We start from the raw sequence: 18666 nt of genomic DNA, 5'->3' as shown, positions 1-18666 counted from the left end.
CGGTAGTTCTTTCTAGCTGATGTCCTAGAAGAAATAATACGCCTCCGAGCATTCCATCAGGAAGGAACGCTCCAGCGGCAGGCTGCCTAACCGCTTACGGGTGATGTGCTGTTGCAGATTGGTCTCCAGATCGGCGAGGGCCGATACGGCGAGCTGCATTCGTGCGGATCCCCATTGCTGCTGCTTCTGGGCATAGCGAACGGCCTCGGTCACGGGCATACCTCTCAGCCTCGTAAAGACGGATGCCCAGCGGACCAGATCCGCGAATTCTCTCGTGCTTGGCAGGGCATATTCGGCATACCCGGCCGCGTCTTTGCAGCTGATTTTGAACAACCCGCAGTTCCAATCTCGGTCGCTCCAGGGGATAAAGCGTTCAGCTGAGCCCCGGTCGAAACGAAATATCTCCATGTAGCTGATGAGCTCTGCATTTAATGCAGGCGATGCGGTTTCGATGACGGGGGCCAGTGCGGCCTCGATGAGTTTCGTCATGATCTGCGCTCCTTTATAGGAATGTTATATGCACGGCAAAAAGGCCTGGTGAGCAGAGTAACCCCGCTCTCCAGGCCTATTTATCGTTAGAGGCCCTGCTACAGTGGCCGCTTCGCTTAAGGCTCGGGTGGTGTTCTCTCTCAAAGCGCGCCTACGAGGTTAGCTGACGGATTCGGGCTTGAGAGCACCCTACCGCGATGCCTGATCATCAGGCCTGCGGATTCACCCCATTCACCAACAGAAGCTCCGTTGGCGGTTTGGTTCCCCCGTCTCCCGATCTGTCGAGAGCTCAGCGTAAACGAATGTTTCGAATGATGGATGAATCATACGCCGGAGGACTCTAAAAGTAAATGGCCATATTGAACGGATACATTCCGAAAATCGATGAAAACCGTAAAAGAAAACGCGTACATTCGGTCGTGACATCTATTATCATGGCAAAATCTCGGTATCTCGATAGATTGCGATAAATACAAGAAAACAAGAGAAATACATAGTATAGAGCAGAATTCAAGAGATAATGGGGCGAAACCGGTCAGATCCTGTTCGACATAACGCTACATGTGTTTTTGCTCACATTTACTTCCTGCAAGGCCGGACGTATGATACGAACTATGAATTGACGGACATCGGCGGCAGGCATACGGGCAGCCGTTCCATGAAGACCTAAAGGCTGTGTGAGAGCTGCCGGGCTTTTATGGATCGAATCTCGGGCGAGGGCACCATGGGCCTTCGCTGAAAATGCAGGATGATGCGACTCTCACCGCTCGAACCTGATGCTGTGCTGTTTTGCCGGACCTGGATGTTAGTCAATGGCTAATAGAATAACATGCTACTCGTTTTTAATTTTCGCTGAGTCCTTGAATGGAAAAGGAACGGGGGAACCAGTCGGGAGATGAACTTGATCTCTCAGGGGTGAATCCCATGGACAAGATAACGGTCTATGGGTAGGGCGACTCTCACGCCCGAATCCGTCAGCTAACCTCGTAAGCGTATCGAGAGAGGCAACGATTGTCGTGGACTTGGGCCACGGTGTATTTCACCGTGTTCTGATGAAGAAGCCTGCGGGAAGAGTTCTTCTCTTTCCCCAGGCTTCTTTGTTGTTGTCTTCTCTTTCTGAACTTCTTAGGAGGAGAAATAAAGATGGAGAAACCGCAGGAGTTTATCCTGGTATCCGCGCCTAACAAGGCCGGGGAAGAATTTATCCGCCAGCTGATCTATATGCGCATTTCGTTTGCGGCCATAGCCAACAACCGGGTTGAACAGGAGAGGCTGCGAGAACTAGGCTGCACCAACATGATTCTTATCGATACAAGGGATGAACAAACCTGGATCATTCCCGAGTTTCCCGTCAGCAAGGTGTATTTGTTTGAGAGCAGCTTGAACCTGTGCTGCCGCTATTTACGGATCTGCCGGACATGGACGACGGAGTCGATTTATGTGATTACCCATTCCAGCAATCCTCGATTGATATACAAGGGACTGGGTGCCGATGTGGTGCTTCATACGAACCATCATCAGGTATCCTTCCTGATTTCATCCATTGTCAGCTAAGCGCCTTGGCTGATGTGACAATGAGGTTTTAGGAGGTTATTTTCATGCAGGATTTATATATGGTGCTTATCTTGGGAGGAACCTACGGACTGTTCATGCTGTTTATGTCCTGGTGCGGACGCGTAATTTCGGAAACGGAGGTGGATTAGTCGTGATGATCATTTTAATATGCACGCTCTTTATTTTTCTATATTTGATTTACGCGCTGATTCACCCTGAAAAATTCTAGGGAAACAGCTGAAGGAGGAAGGCATTCGTCATGGGCATTTTACAAATTGCCATCGTTATACTTGTTCTGGTGCTGCTGGTAAAGCCTCTCGGAACTTATTTATATCAGGTGTTTCGCAATGAGGGGAATGGAACGGATAAATGGTTCTCCTGGTTGGAGAAACCGATCTTCGCACTGATTGGGTTGAAAGAACGAAAGGGAATGACATGGAAAGGGTATGCCATCAGCTTTGTGATAACGAATATGGTGCTGGTCGCAGCGGGATATTTGATTCTTCGGTTGCAGAGAGTATTGCCCTTCAACCCGAACGGCATCGACAATATGGAATCTACCTTGTCGCTCAATACGATCATCAGCTTTATGACGAATACGAATCTCCAGCATTACAGCGGGGAGTCGGGATTATCCTATATGGCCCAGATGGCCGTCATTACGATGATGATGTTCACGTCCGCGGCGACCGGGCTGTGCGTGGCGATTGCGTTTATCCGGGCGGTGACCAGCAAAGGTACAACCGTCGGCAACTTTTTTGAGGATTTCGTCAAAGCCCACACCCGGGTGTTCATCCCGGCCGCATTTATCATTGCGATGGTACTGGTTGCGCTGCAGGTGCCGCAGACTTTGAAGCCTATGCTCAGCGTCACGACGCTTCAAGGAAGCGAGCAGCAAATAGCTGTGGGGCCGGTGGCTGCGCTGGAATCGATCAAGCATCTGGGCACCAATGGGGGCGGGTTTATGGGGGCCAACTCGGCGCATCCGTTCGAGAACCCGTCCCCGCTGACCAATGTGATCGAGATTCTGTGCATGTGGAGCCTCGGGGCGGCGCTTCCTTACACATTTGGTTTGTTCGCGAAGAGCCGCAAGCAGGGCTGGATTATTTTTTCGGTGATGATGACCTTGTTTATCGGATTCCTGTCCTTGAACTATGCCGCTGAAACCAACGGCAACCCGGCATTAAACCAGCTGGGCATCGACGCCTCGCAGGGCAGCATGGAGGGCAAGGAGGTCCGGTTCGGGATCGCTCAATCCTCCCTGTTTACGACGGTGACAACCGCGGCCACGACCGGGTCGGTCAACAACATGCATGATACGCTCACGCCGCTTGGCGGGATTACGCCGCTATCCCTGATGATGCTGAACTCCGTTTTTGGCGGAAAAGGCGTCGGGCTGATGAACATGCTCATGTATGCGATATTGGCAGTGTTCCTGGCTGGTCTTATGGTTGGCCGAACACCCGAATTTCTAGGGAGAAAAATAGAGGCGCGGGAGATGAAGCTAATTGCGGTTGTTATCCTGGTGCATCCATTGATCATTCTGGCTCCGACCGCACTTGCGCTGATGACGGATGCGGGGCAGGCAGGCATTACCAATGCAGGCTTTCACGGCATCTCACAGGTATTGTACGAATACACGTCTTCCGCGGCCAATAACGGTTCCGGATTTGAGGGTCTGTCGGATAACACGCCGTTCTGGAACATTACAACCGGACTGGTCATGCTATTCGGGCGTTACATTTCGATGATTGCCTTGCTGGCAGTGGGCGGCTCGTTGATGCGGAAGCAATGGGTTCCCGAGACGCTCGGGACGTTCCGGACAGATAATAAGCTGTTTGCCGGCATTCTGATCGCGGTGGTTCAGATTATCGGTGCATTGACCTTCCTGCCAGTACTTGTGCTCGGTCCGATTGCTGAGCATCTGACGATCCGTTAATAGAAAAGGTGGCCTATTTCCATGAATAATACGAGAAAAAAAGCGATGTCCAAAGAGATGGTCCGTCAGGCGCTGAAGGACAGCTTCACAAAGCTGAATCCCGTCCTGATGATGAGAAATCCGGTCATGTTTGTTGTGGAGGCCGGGACTCTGGTTGTTCTGTTGATGACGTTATTTCCATCCTATTTCGGGACAGAGGGCAGTATCGGATTTAATGTGACGGTACTTGTCATTCTGCTGTTGACGCTGTTGTTTGCAAACTTCGCAGAGGCGCTTGCCGAAGGACGCGGAAAGGCGCAGGCCGATTCCCTTAAGCAGTCGAAGCAGGAAATGACGGCACATAAAGTGATGGAGAACGGAGGGGTACAATCCGTGCCGTCCACGGATCTTCGCAAAGGAGATATCGTGATCGTCACGCAGGGCGAGATGATTCCCGGGGACGGGGAAGTCATTGCGGGCCTTGCTTCCGTTGACGAATCGGCGATTACCGGCGAGTCCGCCCCCGTCATTAAAGAAGCCGGCGGCGATTTCAGCTCGGTCACCGGGGGGACGCGGGTTGTCAGTGATACGATCCGCGTCCGGATTACGAGCGATCCCGGGGAATCGTTTATCGACCGGATGATATCGCTTGTTGAAGGAGCTTCTCGCCAGAAGACGCCGAATGAAATTGCGCTGAATACGCTGTTGATCGTCTTAACGCTGATATTCCTGATCGTTGTCGTTACGCTCGCTCCGATTGCGAAGTATCTTGGCATCGAGCTGTCCGTTCCGGTGCTGATCTCGCTGCTGGTATGTCTCATCCCGACCACGATCGGGGGATTGCTGTCGGCGATCGGGATTGCCGGCATGGACCGGGTGACGCAGTTCAATGTGCTGGCGATGTCGGGCAAGGCGGTGGAGGCCGCCGGTGACATCAACACGATGATTCTGGATAAGACGGGTACCATTACGTTCGGAAACCGGATGGCCAGCCAGTTGATTCCCGTCGGCGGTGAATCGCATGCATCCCTTTCGCAATGGGCGGGCGTGAGCTCGCTACTGGATGAAACGCCGGAAGGACGTTCCGTGCTGGAACTGCTGAAGCAGGAAGGTCTCGAAGTAGATGAAGGCATGACGGCTGAGGCGGAATTCATCGAATTTAAGGCAGAGACCCGGATGAGTGGGATGGACCTCAAGGATGGGCGAAAAGTCCGCAAGGGTGCGGTGGATGCCGTCAAGGCTTGGGTGCTGTCGCAAGGAGGCTCCATCCCTTCGGATTTGACGGCAAACGCTGACGCCATCGCGACAGAGGGCGGAACCCCGCTCGCTGTTGCCGTGGATTACCGCATCTATGGTCTAATCTACTTGAAGGATACCGTGAAGCCGGGGATGAAGGAACGGTTTGGTCAGCTGCGCCGGATGGGCATCAAGACGATTATGTGCACGGGCGACAATCCGCTCACCGCAGCGACGATTGCCCGAGAAGCGGGAGTCGATGATTATATCGCCGAGAGCAAGCCCGAGGATAAGATTGCCGTGATCCGCCGAGAACAAGCCGAAGGCAAGCTGGTTGCGATGACTGGTGACGGTACGAACGACGCCCCGGCGCTGGCCCAGGCCGATGTAGGGCTGGCGATGAACAGCGGTACCACCGCAGCCAAGGAAGCGGCCAATATGGTGGATCTGGATTCGGATCCATCGAAGATTATCGAGGTGGTTGCCATCGGCAAGCAGCTGCTAATGACGCGCGGCGCGCTGACCACGTTCAGCGTCGCGAACGATGTCGCCAAATATTTTGCCATCATTCCGGCGATGTTCGCGGCCGCCATTCCAAGCATGAATGTTCTGAATGTCATGGGACTGGGTTCTCCCATGTCGGCGATACTGTCGGCGCTGATCTTTAATGCGATCATCATTCCGCTGCTCATTCCGCTTGCGATGAAGGGCGTGGCCTATAAACCGATGAGCTCGTCGAAGCTGCTGCAGCGCAATGTGCTGGTCTACGGATTAGGCGGCGTGATCGTACCGTTCCTCGGGATTAAGCTGATCGACATGATCGTCCATCTATGGATCTAGATATGATAATCGTACCGGGGAATAGAGATAACTCGAAAATGGTTTACGTGGAAGATATGAAGGAAGGGATCGAGGAACCATGAATAATCCATTGCAAAAATCATCACCGGCACCTCATGCTGTGGCGGATGCGGCCCGTATCTCCCTGGGCATGGCCCTAAGAACGAGCCTTGTATTTATCGTGTTATGCGGGGTTCTCTATCCGCTGATTACGACGGGAGCCGCGCAGCTGCTCATGCCGAAGCAAGCCGGCGGCAGCTTGGTCACGGATTCCGGCGGAAAGGTGGTCGGATCGGAATTGATCGGCCAGAACTTTACGGAGCCTCAATATTTTCACGGCAGGGTGTCCAGCATTGAATATAACGGAGCCGGCTCAGGCAGCAATAACTATGCACCTTCCAACCCGGACCTGATCGATCGGACGAAGGCCTCGATTGAAGCGTGGAAGGAGAACAACCCGGACGTTCCGGTGGGCGAGGTGCCGATGGATCTGGTTACGAATTCCGGCTCCGGATTGGATCCACACATCTCGCCGCAGGCCGCGGAAATTCAGATTCCGCGGATCAGCAAGCTGACCGGAATTACGGAGGCAGAACTTAATCAGTTAGTAGAGGAGCATACAGAGGGACGGGATTTGGGCGTGTTCGGTGAACCGCGCGTCAATGTGTTGAAGCTGAACCTGGCGCTTGCCGAGCTTCATGATTGATCATGGACCCGTTTCGGAGAAAATCACCGGAGGAAATCTTAAGGTCGATTGCGAAGCTCCACCATGGAAGGCTTAAGGTATATATCGGGGCCGTAAGCGGTTCGGGAAAAACTTATCATATGCTTCGCGAAGGACATACCTTGAAACTGCAAGGCATCGATGTTGTCATATGCGCGGTATCCACGATGCAGCGTCCGGAAACGGTCGAGCAGGTCCGGAATCTGGAGCGGGTGCCCAGCATCCATTGGGTGGAGGACGGCATAAATAAGAAGGATCTTGATCTGGATCTGCTGGTGCAGCGCAACCCGGAGGTGGTGCTTGTCGATGGGCTTGCCCACCGGAATCGGAAGGGGGCGAAGCATGCCACGCGGCTGGATGACATCCGATTTCTGTTAAGCCGGGGAATTAGCGTCATCACGACGGTCAATGTGTATGAGCTGGAGGACGTCCAAGATATTGCAGTCAAGCTGACAGGCATTAAGGCTAGTTATACGGTTCCTGCCGATACGCTAGAAAACGCAGACGAGGTGGTGCTCATTGATGTAACGCCTGAAACGATGCTGGAGCGGGCACAAGGCGGCTTGCTCGGGGATGGCAGCGTATGGAAGGAGGGTAATCTGGCCGTGCTTCGGGAGCTAACGCTTCGCCTCGTAGCCGAAGGGGTAAACCACTCGCTGGAGCGGCACCGCAAGGAACGGGGATTGGTCGGCCCATCGGGAGCCCATGAGCGAATATTGGTATCCACCCAGTATCATTGGAACGGATCCATTTATATGCGGCGCGGACAGCAGATCGCGAAGAGATTGAACGGCGAGCTTATGGCCGTTACGTTTGTGAATCCGAGGTTAGAGCTCACGAAAGAGCAGGCGGCCTTCAAGCGATCTTTGCTGAAACTGTCGGAGCGTATCGGCGTCAAGCTTGAAGAGCGGCCTCTTCATTCGCGGAGGAAGTTTGCTGGGGTGCTTGTTCAATATGCGCTGGAGCACCATGCGACCCGCATTGTTCTTGGCCATTCGAAACAGACGCGCTGGCAGGAGTTGTGGCAGGGTTCGATCATTCAGGATCTGCTCAAGAAAACGCGCGGGATGGATATTTTTATTGTGGCGGATCGGGCGGCGCATGACGGAGAACGGATCATCCCGGCGCAGATCCATCGACGGCGAGTTTCCTCCGATTCGTTTCACCGATTGAATGAGCAAGAGCTGGACCGGAAGATGGAGCAGGTCAAGCGCGGACGGTTTAAAGTCTATATCGGGGCTGCTCCGGGCGTGGGCAAGACGTATGCGATGCTGCGCGAAGGCAATGATCTGCTAAAGAAGGAATTGACGGTTCTTACCGGACTGTTGGAGACACACGGCCGGATGGATACGCGGTCACAGATCGGTGATCTTGAGGTTCTTCCGCGCAAAGAGATGGACTACCAGGGATCTCGACTTGAGGAGATGGATACCGATGAGATCATTCGCCGCAGGCCTGACGTGGTTCTTGTGGATGAGCTGGCGCATACGAATGTTCCCGGAAGCAAGCACAAGAAACGTTATGAAGAAGTGCTGGATATTCTGTCGGCCGGCATCTCCGTCATTACGACCATGAACGTGCAGCATTTGGAGAGCTTGAATGATGCCGTCAAGCAAATGACCGGCGTTCGTGTTCGCGAGACGGTGCCGGATCATATTCTGCAATTGGCCGATGAGGTTCAGCTCATCGACGTTACGCCGGAGTCGCTGCGGCAGCGGATGAAGGACGGGAAAATTTATGCGCCGGAGAAAATCCCGCAAGCCCTTGGCCATTTTTTTAAGACGGGAAACCTCATTGCCTTAAGAGAGCTTGCCTTAAGAGAAATTGCGGATGATGTAGACGAGAGACTGGAGTCATGGCAGCGCAGCAGCTCGCTGCGGGGGCCGTGGCGGCGCGAGGAGGCTATCTACGTCATGGTTGGCAGCGGCCAACAGGCTGAGCGGCTCATTCGCCGCGGCTTCCGGATCGCCCATCGGCTGAAAGCGGCCTGGTATGTGGCATTCCCTCTGGAGCGGCATCACAATCTGTCTCTTGACAACGAACAGCGTTTGACGGCGCTTCAGACGTTAACGGAACGTCTCGGGGGAACGTTCACCGTGCTGCCGGTAAAAAAGGGGCCAACCCGCGCCGTTTCTTCTCAATTGGTTGCAGCAGCAGATGCGGTCAAGGCCACCCAACTGATTATCGGACAGCCGCAGATGGCCGGATGGAAGCTGTACGCCCAGCAGAGAATGATCCGGGGCCTGCTAAGAAGCGCAAGGCATATGGATGTGCTGGTGGTTGCGGATTACGATCCGCACGTTTGACGGCTTAAGCGCAGGGAGCTGAACGTTTTAAGAGGAACGGGGACACAAGAGACGTTGGAAATATTGTAAGTACAGGAAATGCAGGAAACGCAGGAAATGCAGTAAACGCAGGAAACCGCAGTAGACGCGGGGAACGCAACATTCCGGAGAACGCAAGAACAGAGCGAACACAACACACTCGGAAACGCACGAACGCAAGCAATACGCGCAGGTTAAGCAATACTAGCTCCAGCGACACGGATAACACCAAAAAGCCCACGGACCTGTAATTACAGATCCGCGGGCTTTTTTCCATGCTGCCAGAATGACAAATGGCTCGATTCGCAGGCTTGTCCTATTCCCCCGACAGCGTGCGGTCGCCGGTCAAATATTTCTCGGTCAAGATGGAGAGCAGGCGAATGCCGACTTCATTCTCTCCGCCTTCGGGAATGATCAGGTCGGCATATTTCTTGGAGGGCTCGATGAACGCCTCATGCATCGGCTTGACGGTTGTCAGGTACTGATTATGGATCGACTGGATGGTCCGGCCGCGGTCCTCAATATCGCGTACGACCCGGCGAAGCAGGCGCACATCGGGATCGGTATCCACAAACACTTTAATGTGAAGCAGCTTGCGCAGATTCTCATCGGACAGCACGTGCAGGCCTTCAATGATGACGATGTTGTTCGGCTTCAGTTCGATGGTCTGATCCGTGAAACGGGCATGAGCGGTAAAATCATACACCGGTGCGAATGCGGGTTGCCCGGTTTTCAAAATGCCGAGATGTTCGACGAGCAGCTCGTTGTCAAAGGCGAACGGATGATCATAGTTAATCGCTTCGCGTTCCTCGAAACTGAGTTCCTTATGATCCTTGTAATAGTTATCCTGCGAAATAAACGTGACTTTATCTGAACCAAGACGGTCAATGACAGAGCGGGCAACCGTCGTTTTGCCCGATCCGGTGCCGCCGGCGATACCAATTATGAGCATGGCGAATCCATAACCCTCCCTAGAGTTTGCAATTTTATTATTGTAGCACAGCATGCGCTTATTTTCACTATGGGGACATAGAGCAAAAGATGGGATTTCCCATATGTTCTTTATTCTTACCATGGAATAGCTAACCGAATCTGTATGTCTTATCATAGAGGATAGACTAACCATTGAATTTTTTTCGGAGGGATGATCATGCATTATACAGCAATTTACCCATGCAAGCCCGCCATATACATCCAGCAGGGAGAGCATCGTGGGAACATCGATTGGGACCGGTATGAAGCGGTAGCCCTGAGCGATACCGTGACTGGGCTTGCTACGAAGGAAGCGACCGAGGTTCGCGCCTGCTGGAGCTCCGAATACTTTTATGTACGGTTTGTTTGCCAGGATTCTCATATCGTATCGGAGTACCAGCATCGGGATGATCCGCTGTATGAACAGGATGTCGTGGAACTGTTTATAGACGAAGCAGGAACGGGAACGGAATATATCGAGCTTGAGGTGAGTCCGAACAATATTATATTTGACGCCCTGATCCGTAATGATGGAGGGAAGTCGATCACAAGCAGCGATATTCATTGGGATCTTACCGGTCTTCAAACCTCGGTAGAGCATGACGGTAAGGGGAATTTAATTTATGAAATTCGCATTCCGGCTGCGATCTTCAAGAATCCTCCGCAAGCGGGACGAAGCTGGAACGTGAATTTTTACCGCATTGATGAGGACACCGAAGGAAACCGGGAGTATCAGGCATGGAGCCCGACCGGTGAGGTGAATTACCATATTCCTTCGCGTTTTGGGAAGCTGGAGTTTGTCGATGTCATTTAGCATATCCATATAAACCAGAAGGCCGCATCGGTGGATTTTTATATCTGCAGTGCGGCATTCTTGTGTTAACTCACCGATAGGAGAGCGTTGCTACCTCTATCCCCCAATGCCTATCCCTGGTATCGAATTAGCTGATTCCGGGCATGAAATAGCTGCGCTTCAGCAGCCATAAGTACCCCGGGGTGTTTTCATAAAAGAACAAAAACGAACATCTCAAGAGGGATTTTGCCCCTTTTTTTTGCATGCCGCAGGACATGTTGTTTTCATTGCAGCGTTCTATATACTTTTTAGTAAAGGGAAGCACTCGGCTTTGAGTGAGCATGCAATCAACGGAGGTTATTTTATGAATGCTGTCATGGATGGACTGATGCTCAAGCTTGAGCAGCAGTTGGAGGAGAAGGTCGCTGAAGATCTTCGGGATTTGCTGGATGAATATAAACAATTGGAGGGGGCGGCACCTGACCAATTTCAGCTTTTTGAAGCGGAGTTCGGGATCGAGCTGCCGCAGGACTTTCGTTCGTTTAACAATAAGAAGAACGGCAGCGGATACGGGGTTCACGTGCTCTATCCCGGCAACGAGGGGGATGGGGAATACACGCCGTTTTATCTGATGAGTCTGGATGAGATGAGGGAGGTCAAATCTTATTTCTGCGAGCGGGACGAGCGGCTGGATACGTATTACAGTTCGGAGGAAATACAGCAGCTTGATCCGGAAATTTAAACCTTACCTGTTTCACAAGGAGTGGTATCCGTTTGCCACAATGGCAGGCGGGTCGTTGTATCTGATGCTGGATTTCGATCCGGCTGAGCCGGGAACGTCCGGGCAGATCATCATGTACGTGCATGATCCTGATTTTGTGTATTATGTCGCGCCTTCCTTCACGGAGCTGCTCCGGGCGTCCAATCGCAATCTGCGCACCGACATTGAAGAGGTAGACTACTGATGGAAATAGCAGGAAGCGTTCTTGCGCTTACATATAATGTTGCTTTACGTGGCTCTGAAGAAGCGCTAGCGAGGGAGGTGACAGCATGAAAGGCAGGCGGGTCCTCTGGGGAGTGATCATGCTGGTGGCAGCCACGCTGTTGATACTCGGTTATTTTATTGCGCGCACGTATGGGCTTTTTCAGAATGAGGTGGTTCTGACCAAATACCAGCTGGCCGTTGATGTGGATGGTCAACAAGTGGATGCTTGGCCGCTGCTGGCCGGATTTGCCGCAACCGATAAACAAGGGGAACTTCGTCCGTTGTACTACAGGCTGGAAGGGTCGGACCTCAACATGCTGTATCAATTGGCATATGGGCAGTTTGAGGTGGAGGCTTCGGAGGGAAATCCTTTCTTGGCAGGGAGGGTCCAGTATGACCATCTGGAGAGCGACTATATCGAGACGCGAAAAGAGTATGTAAACGCAAAGGAATACCGGCAGAACATGATCTTTTATAACGACCGTAAGGAACCCATATTTACATATGATCCGGACGCCAAAGCGGATGGGATTTGGTGAAGGAGATAATCACCGCAGGCATGACGCGTTCCAACGGCCGAGGAGGATCGGGAGTCGTAGAGGACAAGTATCTGAATGTCACCCGATTGTTCGAGGAGAAGCTGGGCATCAGCATGCGGGTCCAGGTTGATAGGGAACGCAGGTTGGCCACGATCCAAATGGAGCGGCTTAAATAGAATGCAGGTATCTAAAAAAGCGAGGTGTTTTACATATGCAGCATACGAAAATGACTCAAGAGGTGGATCTCACCATCTCGCACCATCAGATCCAAGTCCGCTCACGGGAATTTGATGAGGATTTGTGCCAATGGGGAGAAACCAATATTAAGCAAGGCGTTGTCATTCATCCCGGTTATCTCACCTTTGATCCCATCCCTGATGATGCTTTCGGCGCCTGGGTGAAGCTGGCCTTGAAAGAGGCGTTCATTGAAGATCCGAACGCGCAGCGGCGGATGGTCGTGCCGTTTGACGTTCTGGACCCAGGGAAGCTCGAGCTGTTGTCCGTCATGTCGGACGCCGCTATTGAGCTTCCGCTGCAAGCAGGGCGATATGCACTGTATTTTGAGATTTGCGAGGACGAAGAAGTGTATTATCGCTTCACGTTTGTATATGAGGGAGAAAGGGTTCAAGCCCGGTACCTGATGGATGATGAATGGGGCGGCAAGGCCGGAGAAGCATTGTCGTTGGGGTATTGTTGACGGGATTGTGCGCTATAACAGGGCACGGAAAACCTTGTTGAGGTAAACCTTCTTAACTTAACATGAAAATATGAAGAGGCCGTCTCCGTGTTGGAGAGGGCCTCTTTTTTACCATATGCTGTGCTGTGCCTGCTTTGAAAGATCGTGTGCAGGAGGCATAGATTTTGAATAGAGTGGATGAGTGGATCTATTATTTTGCAGCGGTCACCGTTATCTGGCCATGCTTGCTTTGATCTGCATTCAGATTCAGAACGTCTGTCAGGAAAGCAAGCGGAACATAGACGTGGCCTTTTTTCATGACAGGAGCCGAGCCCAGCGAACGTGGGGCCATTTTGCCCCAAGTGTAAGCATCCTTGTTCAGCTTCACCGCGCTCCAGACGACTCCCTTGGAGATTTTCGTGGTTTTGCTCTTGCCGTTCCACTTGACATTGAACTGCAGCTGGCGCAGCACGGATACCTGAACCATGAGCTTGCCGTTGTTATCTTTGTAATAAGCGCCTGATTTCAACACGGCTGCAGCAGGCTTTATGTCGGATCCTTTACCCGGCAGCTTTACGGCAAATTCCGGTGTACCTGTGGATCCAGGGGCGATGCTGTATTTTTGGAATACGATATAGGCTTTTCCGTCCGCGACATAGAAGGATTGCTCCGTGTCTATGCCTTGAAATCCGTCTTTGTTCGCGAAGTAATGGTCTTGATCCGCGGCAATCGCCGTTTTGACCGCTTTATCCACGATGGATTTGTAATCCTTGCCGAACAGGTCTTCAAGCGTCACGCGCTGTGCTTCGGCTTCGTTCGTGAAGTTGTACGTATCCACGCGGGGATCGCCATTGTTCATCCCGATGCCTTCGGTGATGACCTTAAGGGAGATCAAACAGCCGTCTTTACCATCCGATGTCAGCTCATAAGTGATGTTCAACTGATAAGGGTGCATGGTATAGCCGTTCTTTTGTGCATTTGCAGCAGCTTCCGCCGCTTCTTTCTCCCATTTGTCCATATCCTTGGAAGCATGGGATTCGATAATGTCATTCAACTGGTCTTGATATTTGGTGTCAGTCAAACCTTGGAATACAGGGATCTTAATATTGGTTTTCAGCCATTTTTCCTTGGATTGCAGTGTTTTGGATGTTACCAGTTGCGGGGCAACGGTTGGAGCGGTCACCCGATTCGTGCTCGCTGCAGCTTTAGTTTCGGCATGGACATGAGCGGATGGCAGACCCGAAGCGGAGATCATCAGGATGCCCGCTAATCCGGCAGCCCCCAGGGTTTTGGTTATTGGGGTTGTGTGCTTCATTGTTTTTTTCATGATATATTACCTCCAGGTTTATGGTTTGATATTTACTATTTGTGATCTGCATTCGCCTTGATCTATCGGATGTATTCGCTGCTGACGAGCTGGTCTGCGATTACTTCCGTTGGGATCGTAAATTCCACGACGCCCATATAGCCGGGTGCAACTTCGTATTCATTGAAGCTGATGACCAGTTTGCCGTCTTGGTTGATATAGAAATTTTGGTCCTTGGCGATCGTTTGGAACAGATCCTCTGGTGCATCGGACTCCATGCCAGGCTGCTCCACCCAGTAGATGTTGTCCGGATTATTCTGCATCTGGTAGCGCATCTGCTCCTTGATATTGTCGCTGATGACCTGGATATAACGATCATCCTTGAACAGACTCGGCAGCGTGATCACCATCTGGTTCTTCTTGTCGATCGTATCGTATTTTCTGGATTCGGCAGAGCCTCCAGCAGATTCGACAATATAGCGCGAAAGCGTCAGCAGCTGTTCATTGTCGGTGATCACTTCATAACCGCTAGTAAGACTCAGATGCGCGCCGCCTTCTTTATTTAACAGGGCCACTTCGTCTTTGAAGTTCTCATACAGTTTCTTGTTTTCTTCCAGGTATTTGTTATTCAGGGTTTGCTCAAGCTCCGTATTTCCTAGGTTGGCAATGCCGGGTGTTTCGATATGCACTTCCGTGTTATCGTCTAACTCGGCATATTCACGGATGGTGATCACCTTGATGATATGGCCCAATACCGGCACGTCGGACATGGCCTGGGCCAAGGCAGGGCTGGCATTCACTCCGGCGAACAGTAGGATGCATGCAGCTGCGCTACTAGCGAGCCAGGGCAGCGCTCTATTTTTTTTTCGTCTGGTTGCAATGGTCTTGTTGACAATCGAGCTTAGTTCGTCAGGAATAGGAGTGCTCTCGTACTGCTCTTTCATCCTATTCAGCTTGTCATGCATTATCGTTGTGCCTCCTCTTGATCTTCCTCGCTTAAGTTCACCCGCAGTCTCTGTAGTCCTTGGTATAATCTCGTTTTCACCGTGCTGACGTTCTCGTGGAGCACTTCGGCAATTTCGTCAATCTTCATATCTTCAAAAAACCGGAGTATAATGACGACCCGATACTTGTCGGGTAATTCCTCCAAAGATTGGGCCAGATCCAGATTCGGATAGTGATCATGGCTGCCGGGTAATATAACCTCCAGGTTCTCGTCGTCCATGACGTGGACTTTTTTCTGTTTTCGAATGAAATCCAGGGAGGTTGTTACAATAATTCGGAAAAACCAGCTTTTTAAAGAACCCGTCTGCTTCACCTTTTCCATGGATATAAAAGCTTTGTGGATCGCGTCCTGAACGATATCGAGGGCATCCTCTTTATTTCTAACGTAGCTGTATGCCAGCCGGTAGGCGCTGTTCTGATGTTCGGTTATGCATTGGATAAGAAGCTTCTCAAGCTTCCGGCCGCCTCTCATGTAAATATGACACTCCTTTGGGCCCGCGCGGGTAACCATCAATTGCAATTGACTTACGGAAGCAAGACGTGCGAGTCTTGCAAAAAGTTTGATTTTGCGAAAAAAAATTCAAAAAAGCGTGTCTGTCTCATTATTCAGCCCATCCTTCCAGAATCGCAACAAGAAAAAGACCCCAGTTTTCACTGGGGTCCGGGACTCATGGGTTATTCGTGCTCATATTTCTGGATCACAATCGCCGAATTATGTCCGCCGAAGCCGAAGGAATTGGACATGCCAATCCGAAGCTCGGCGTTTCTCGCCTGGTTCGGTACGTAATCCAAATCGCATGCCGGATCGGCATGTTCCAGATTGATCGTCGGCGGTATGACACCTTCCTGCAAGGATTTCACGAGGGCAATGGCCTCCACACCGCCGGATGCGCCCAGCATATGTCCGGTCATCGACTTGTTGGCCGTTACCGGAATGCGATACGCATCCTTGCCAAACACTTGCTTAATGGCCGCTGTCTCTGAACGGTCACCGATGACTGTGCTTGTGGCATGGGCGCTGATGACATCCACATCGGATGGGGCGAGTTTCGCTTCGGTCAGGGCCAGCTTCATCGCCCGTGCCGCGCCGTTGCCGTCCTCCGGCGTGGCGACCATATGATAGGCATCCGAGCTGGCACCGTAACCGATGACCTCGCCCAGAATTTCGGCGCCTCTGCCCAAGGCGTGGGAGAGGGATTCCATGACGAGGATGCCGGCACCTTCCGCCATGACGAATCCGTCCCGGTCTGTATCAAACGGCCGGCTGGCCCGGCCCGGTTCATCGTTGCGGGATGAAAGGGCGGTTGCATTCGCGAAGCTGGCCAGCGAGATATCGGTCAACGCCGCTTCGGAGCCTCCCGCAATAATCACGTCGGCCCGGCCCGCCTGGATGTTAAAGAAAGCCTCGCCGATCGCGGTATTACCGATCGAACATGCCGTAACCGGCGCAAGCGTAGAGCCCAGCGCTTTGTACTTAATGCTGATGAGCGCTGCCGCCATATTGGGAATCATCATGGGTACCAGGGTAGGACTGATCCGTTCGGGACCCCGCGCCGACAGCGTGTCGCTCTGATTCATCAAGGTCTGTATTCCGCCGATGCCGGAGCCGACGTAGACCCCCATCCGCTCATGATCGATCTGATCAAGATTGAGTCCCGACTGACTTATGGCTTGATCCGCCGCAGCCAGAGCAAACTGGCAGAAGCGGTCCAAACGCCGGGCTTCCTTGGCGCCGAACAGCGCGTTTGCGTCAAATTCCTTTACGGCACCTGCTATTTGTACCTTCTGTCTTGATGTGTCCAAAGTTTCTATATGTGTAATACCGGACTCTCCTCGTACAAGCCGGGACCAGAACGTATCAACATCATGGCCCAGCGGCGATATGACGCCCATACCGGTGATAACGACTCTTTCCATGGTTCAACAGCCTCCTTTAAGACTTTATAACTTGTCAATCTTAAGGTTATAATGTCACGTGAAGTATCCTATTACAAGATACCGTTTATCCTAGTATAAATACTGCTATCCTGAATGAAGGAAGGAGGTCCATCAGATGAATTCCCAGGTTAGACTCCAAGCTTTGTCGGCTTTCCTGAAAGGACAGCGCGCCAAAATCTCGCCCGAGTCCGTCGGATTGCCGCCCGGGACCCGAAGAAGAACGCCGGGCTTGCGCAGGGAAGAGGTGGCCCAGCTGGCGGGTGTCAGCACCACTTGGTACACCTGGCTCGAGCAGGGACGCGACATCCAGGTGTCGTCGTCCGTGCTGGATTGCGTCGCCAATGCGCTTCAGCTGAACGCGGATGAGCGGAGGTATCTGTATTCTCTGGCGCTGGAGAGCGGGGCGGAGCCTTATACGGTCAAACAAGAAGCGGTGCAGATCAGCCCGTCCCTGCAAAAAATCATCACCGAGCTGAAATATTGCCCCGTCATGATATCGGATCGGATGTGCAACATCGTGGGATGGAACCGTGCGGCTGCGTACGTGTTCCTGGATTTTGACCGCATTCCGCCCGAGGAGCGGAATATGATCCGGCTGCTTTTCACCCGCAGGGAGTTTCAGCGGCTGGCGGTAAATTGGGAGCAGTTCGCCAGCGGCTTCTTGTCGATGTTCCGGTCCTATTATGGTCAATATGTCGAGGATGAGTGGTATGACCGTTTTCTGGAAGAGATGAAGCAGGGGCATCCGGATTTCAATCGGATGTGGGAGCAGAGCCAGGTCAGCTATGCCCCGGAAGTACATCTGGAATTCCGGCATGCCAAGGCCGGGAAAATGGTATATGAGCTCACGTCGCTCAAAGTGTACGGAAATGATGACCTGCGGTGCAGCATCTATACGCCAGCTCCCGATACGACCACGGAAGCGAAGCTGCGGCAGCTGATGGAGGAGAAGTAAGCGGAGGGAGCGGGGCCGGGTGACGCTATTAAAGGGAGTGGCGGTGCTGGGTGCTCCTGTTGCTCCTGTTGCTCCCGGTGTAGTGGCTCGGTTGCTATCCGATTGCACTAGCTGCGCCAAGAGTAGGGATTCCGTGCCGACACTTACTGTTCTTGAAGTCATCAATTACTTGTTGCCCCCGACCTAACGGACACCAGTTCCGCTATTCTATGAGATAACGCCATAAACTTAAACTTAGCGGACACTAGGTACGTTATTGGGCTCATATTCGGCGTTTCCATCGTTTTTTGGAGTAAATAACGGAACTAGGGTCCGATCGATTTCAAAAATGGTGGGTTTTTTCCTAAATAACGTATTCTGTGTCCGTTATGGATGGTATCACCACCTATTACCCTGCTATGAGGCCCGACGT

General features: G+C 52.2%; 19 protein-coding genes and 2 riboswitches. Of the genes, 13 read left to right on the top strand and 6 right to left on the bottom strand.

The window, feature by feature from the left end; all coding sequences use genetic code 11:
• Positions 1–24: 24 nt before the first annotated feature.
• A complete protein-coding gene (locus ACQKPA_RS12125) occupies positions 25–489 on the bottom strand; it encodes a hypothetical protein (protein ID WP_427492482.1) in 465 nt (154 codons plus the stop codon).
• A 132-nt stretch (positions 490–621) separates the two neighbouring features.
• Positions 622–794: riboswitch (cyclic di-AMP (ydaO/yuaA leader) on the bottom strand.
• A gap of 535 nt (positions 795–1329) precedes the next feature.
• Positions 1330–1498: riboswitch (cyclic di-AMP (ydaO/yuaA leader) on the top strand.
• A 134-nt stretch (positions 1499–1632) separates the two neighbouring features.
• Here ACQKPA_RS12125 and ACQKPA_RS12120 point away from each other — a divergent pair.
• The 6 genes from ACQKPA_RS12120 (at position 1633) to ACQKPA_RS12095 (ending at position 9067) form a co-directional block, all read left to right on the top strand.
• The gene (locus tag ACQKPA_RS12120; protein ID WP_216532827.1) at positions 1633–2043 is read left to right on the top strand and encodes a hypothetical protein; all 411 of its coding nucleotides are present in this window, start codon (positions 1633–1635) and stop codon (positions 2041–2043) included.
• Between the two features lie 154 nt (positions 2044–2197).
• Complete coding sequence (locus tag ACQKPA_RS12115) at positions 2198–2272, top strand: potassium-transporting ATPase subunit F (protein WP_074961812.1); 75 nt, start codon at positions 2198–2200, stop codon at positions 2270–2272.
• Positions 2273–2302: 30 nt separating this feature from the next.
• Positions 2303–3982, top strand: coding sequence for a potassium-transporting ATPase subunit KdpA (gene kdpA, locus ACQKPA_RS12110; protein WP_427492480.1), 1680 nt, complete (start codon positions 2303–2305; stop codon positions 3980–3982).
• A gap of 21 nt (positions 3983–4003) precedes the next feature.
• Positions 4004–6037 (top strand): potassium-transporting ATPase subunit KdpB, encoded by a 2034-nt coding sequence (kdpB, locus tag ACQKPA_RS12105; protein WP_427492478.1) that lies wholly within the window; start codon positions 4004–4006, stop codon positions 6035–6037.
• Between the two features lie 79 nt (positions 6038–6116).
• Positions 6117–6743 carry a potassium-transporting ATPase subunit KdpC gene (kdpC, locus tag ACQKPA_RS12100; RefSeq protein WP_427492476.1) on the top strand — a complete coding sequence of 209 codons (627 nt, stop codon included), beginning with the start codon at positions 6117–6119 and terminating at the stop codon, positions 6741–6743.
• A 2-nt stretch (positions 6744–6745) separates the two neighbouring features.
• Positions 6746–9067: a histidine kinase gene (locus ACQKPA_RS12095; protein WP_427492788.1), complete on the top strand. Its 2322-nt coding sequence runs from the start codon at positions 6746–6748 to the stop codon at positions 9065–9067.
• A gap of 334 nt (positions 9068–9401) precedes the next feature.
• On the opposite strand, the gene udk is transcribed toward ACQKPA_RS12095, so the two are convergent.
• A complete protein-coding gene (gene udk / locus ACQKPA_RS12090; protein WP_427492474.1) occupies positions 9402–10037 on the bottom strand; it encodes a uridine kinase in 636 nt (211 codons plus the stop codon).
• A 198-nt stretch (positions 10038–10235) separates the two neighbouring features.
• On the opposite strand from udk, the gene ACQKPA_RS12085 reads away from it, so the two are divergent.
• The 6 genes from ACQKPA_RS12085 (at position 10236) to comJ (ending at position 13071) form a co-directional block, all read left to right on the top strand.
• Entirely contained in the window at positions 10236–10871 is a 636-nt protein-coding gene (locus ACQKPA_RS12085; protein ID WP_427492472.1) for a carbohydrate-binding family 9-like protein, read from the top strand.
• Between the two features lie 310 nt (positions 10872–11181).
• A complete protein-coding gene (locus ACQKPA_RS12080) occupies positions 11182–11592 on the top strand; it encodes an SMI1/KNR4 family protein (RefSeq protein WP_427492470.1) in 411 nt (136 codons plus the stop codon).
• Positions 11576–11815, top strand: a complete 240-nt coding sequence (locus tag ACQKPA_RS12075) for an SMI1/KNR4 family protein (protein WP_427492468.1) — start codon at positions 11576–11578, stop codon at positions 11813–11815. Before ACQKPA_RS12080 ends, ACQKPA_RS12075 begins: the two co-directional genes overlap by 17 nt.
• Before the next feature lie 85 nt (positions 11816–11900).
• Positions 11901–12374, top strand: a complete 474-nt coding sequence (locus ACQKPA_RS12070) for a hypothetical protein (protein WP_427492466.1) — start codon at positions 11901–11903, stop codon at positions 12372–12374.
• On the top strand, positions 12371–12550 hold the full coding sequence (locus tag ACQKPA_RS12065; protein ID WP_427492464.1) for a hypothetical protein: 180 nt from the start codon (positions 12371–12373) through the stop codon (positions 12548–12550). Before ACQKPA_RS12070 ends, ACQKPA_RS12065 begins: the two co-directional genes overlap by 4 nt.
• 35 nt (positions 12551–12585) lie before the next feature.
• Positions 12586–13071 carry a competence protein ComJ gene (gene comJ / locus ACQKPA_RS12060; protein WP_427492462.1) on the top strand — a complete coding sequence of 162 codons (486 nt, stop codon included), beginning with the start codon at positions 12586–12588 and terminating at the stop codon, positions 13069–13071.
• A 190-nt stretch (positions 13072–13261) separates the two neighbouring features.
• Here comJ and ACQKPA_RS12055 read toward each other — a convergent pair whose 3' ends face one another.
• From ACQKPA_RS12055 to fabF, 4 genes are all read right to left on the bottom strand, one after another.
• On the bottom strand, positions 13262–14377 hold the full coding sequence (locus ACQKPA_RS12055) for a DUF3298 domain-containing protein (protein WP_427492460.1): 1116 nt from the start codon (positions 14375–14377) through the stop codon (positions 13262–13264).
• 62 nt (positions 14378–14439) lie between these two features.
• Positions 14440–15321 (bottom strand): DUF3298 domain-containing protein, encoded by an 882-nt coding sequence (locus ACQKPA_RS12050; protein WP_427492458.1) that lies wholly within the window; start codon positions 15319–15321, stop codon positions 14440–14442.
• Positions 15321–15833 (bottom strand): RNA polymerase sigma factor, encoded by a 513-nt coding sequence (locus ACQKPA_RS12045; protein WP_427492456.1) that lies wholly within the window; start codon positions 15831–15833, stop codon positions 15321–15323. The genes ACQKPA_RS12050 and ACQKPA_RS12045 overlap by 1 nt, the downstream gene beginning before the upstream one ends.
• Before the next feature lie 203 nt (positions 15834–16036).
• Entirely contained in the window at positions 16037–17278 is a 1242-nt protein-coding gene (gene fabF, locus ACQKPA_RS12040) for a beta-ketoacyl-ACP synthase II (RefSeq protein ID WP_427492454.1), read from the bottom strand.
• Between the two features lie 136 nt (positions 17279–17414).
• Here fabF and ACQKPA_RS12035 point away from each other — a divergent pair, with 136 nt between their 5' ends.
• The gene (locus ACQKPA_RS12035; protein ID WP_113059185.1) at positions 17415–18254 is read left to right on the top strand and encodes a helix-turn-helix transcriptional regulator; all 840 of its coding nucleotides are present in this window, start codon (positions 17415–17417) and stop codon (positions 18252–18254) included.
• Positions 18255–18666: the final 412 nt, after the last annotated feature.

Origin of the sequence: Paenibacillus sp. NPDC093718, from assembly GCF_050279985.1 — a bacterium.
Classification (GTDB): domain Bacteria; phylum Bacillota; class Bacilli; order Paenibacillales; family Paenibacillaceae; genus Paenibacillus_AQ.
The sequence above is the reverse complement of the archived record's forward strand: the minus strand, read 5'-3'. Positions and strand labels throughout refer to the sequence as shown.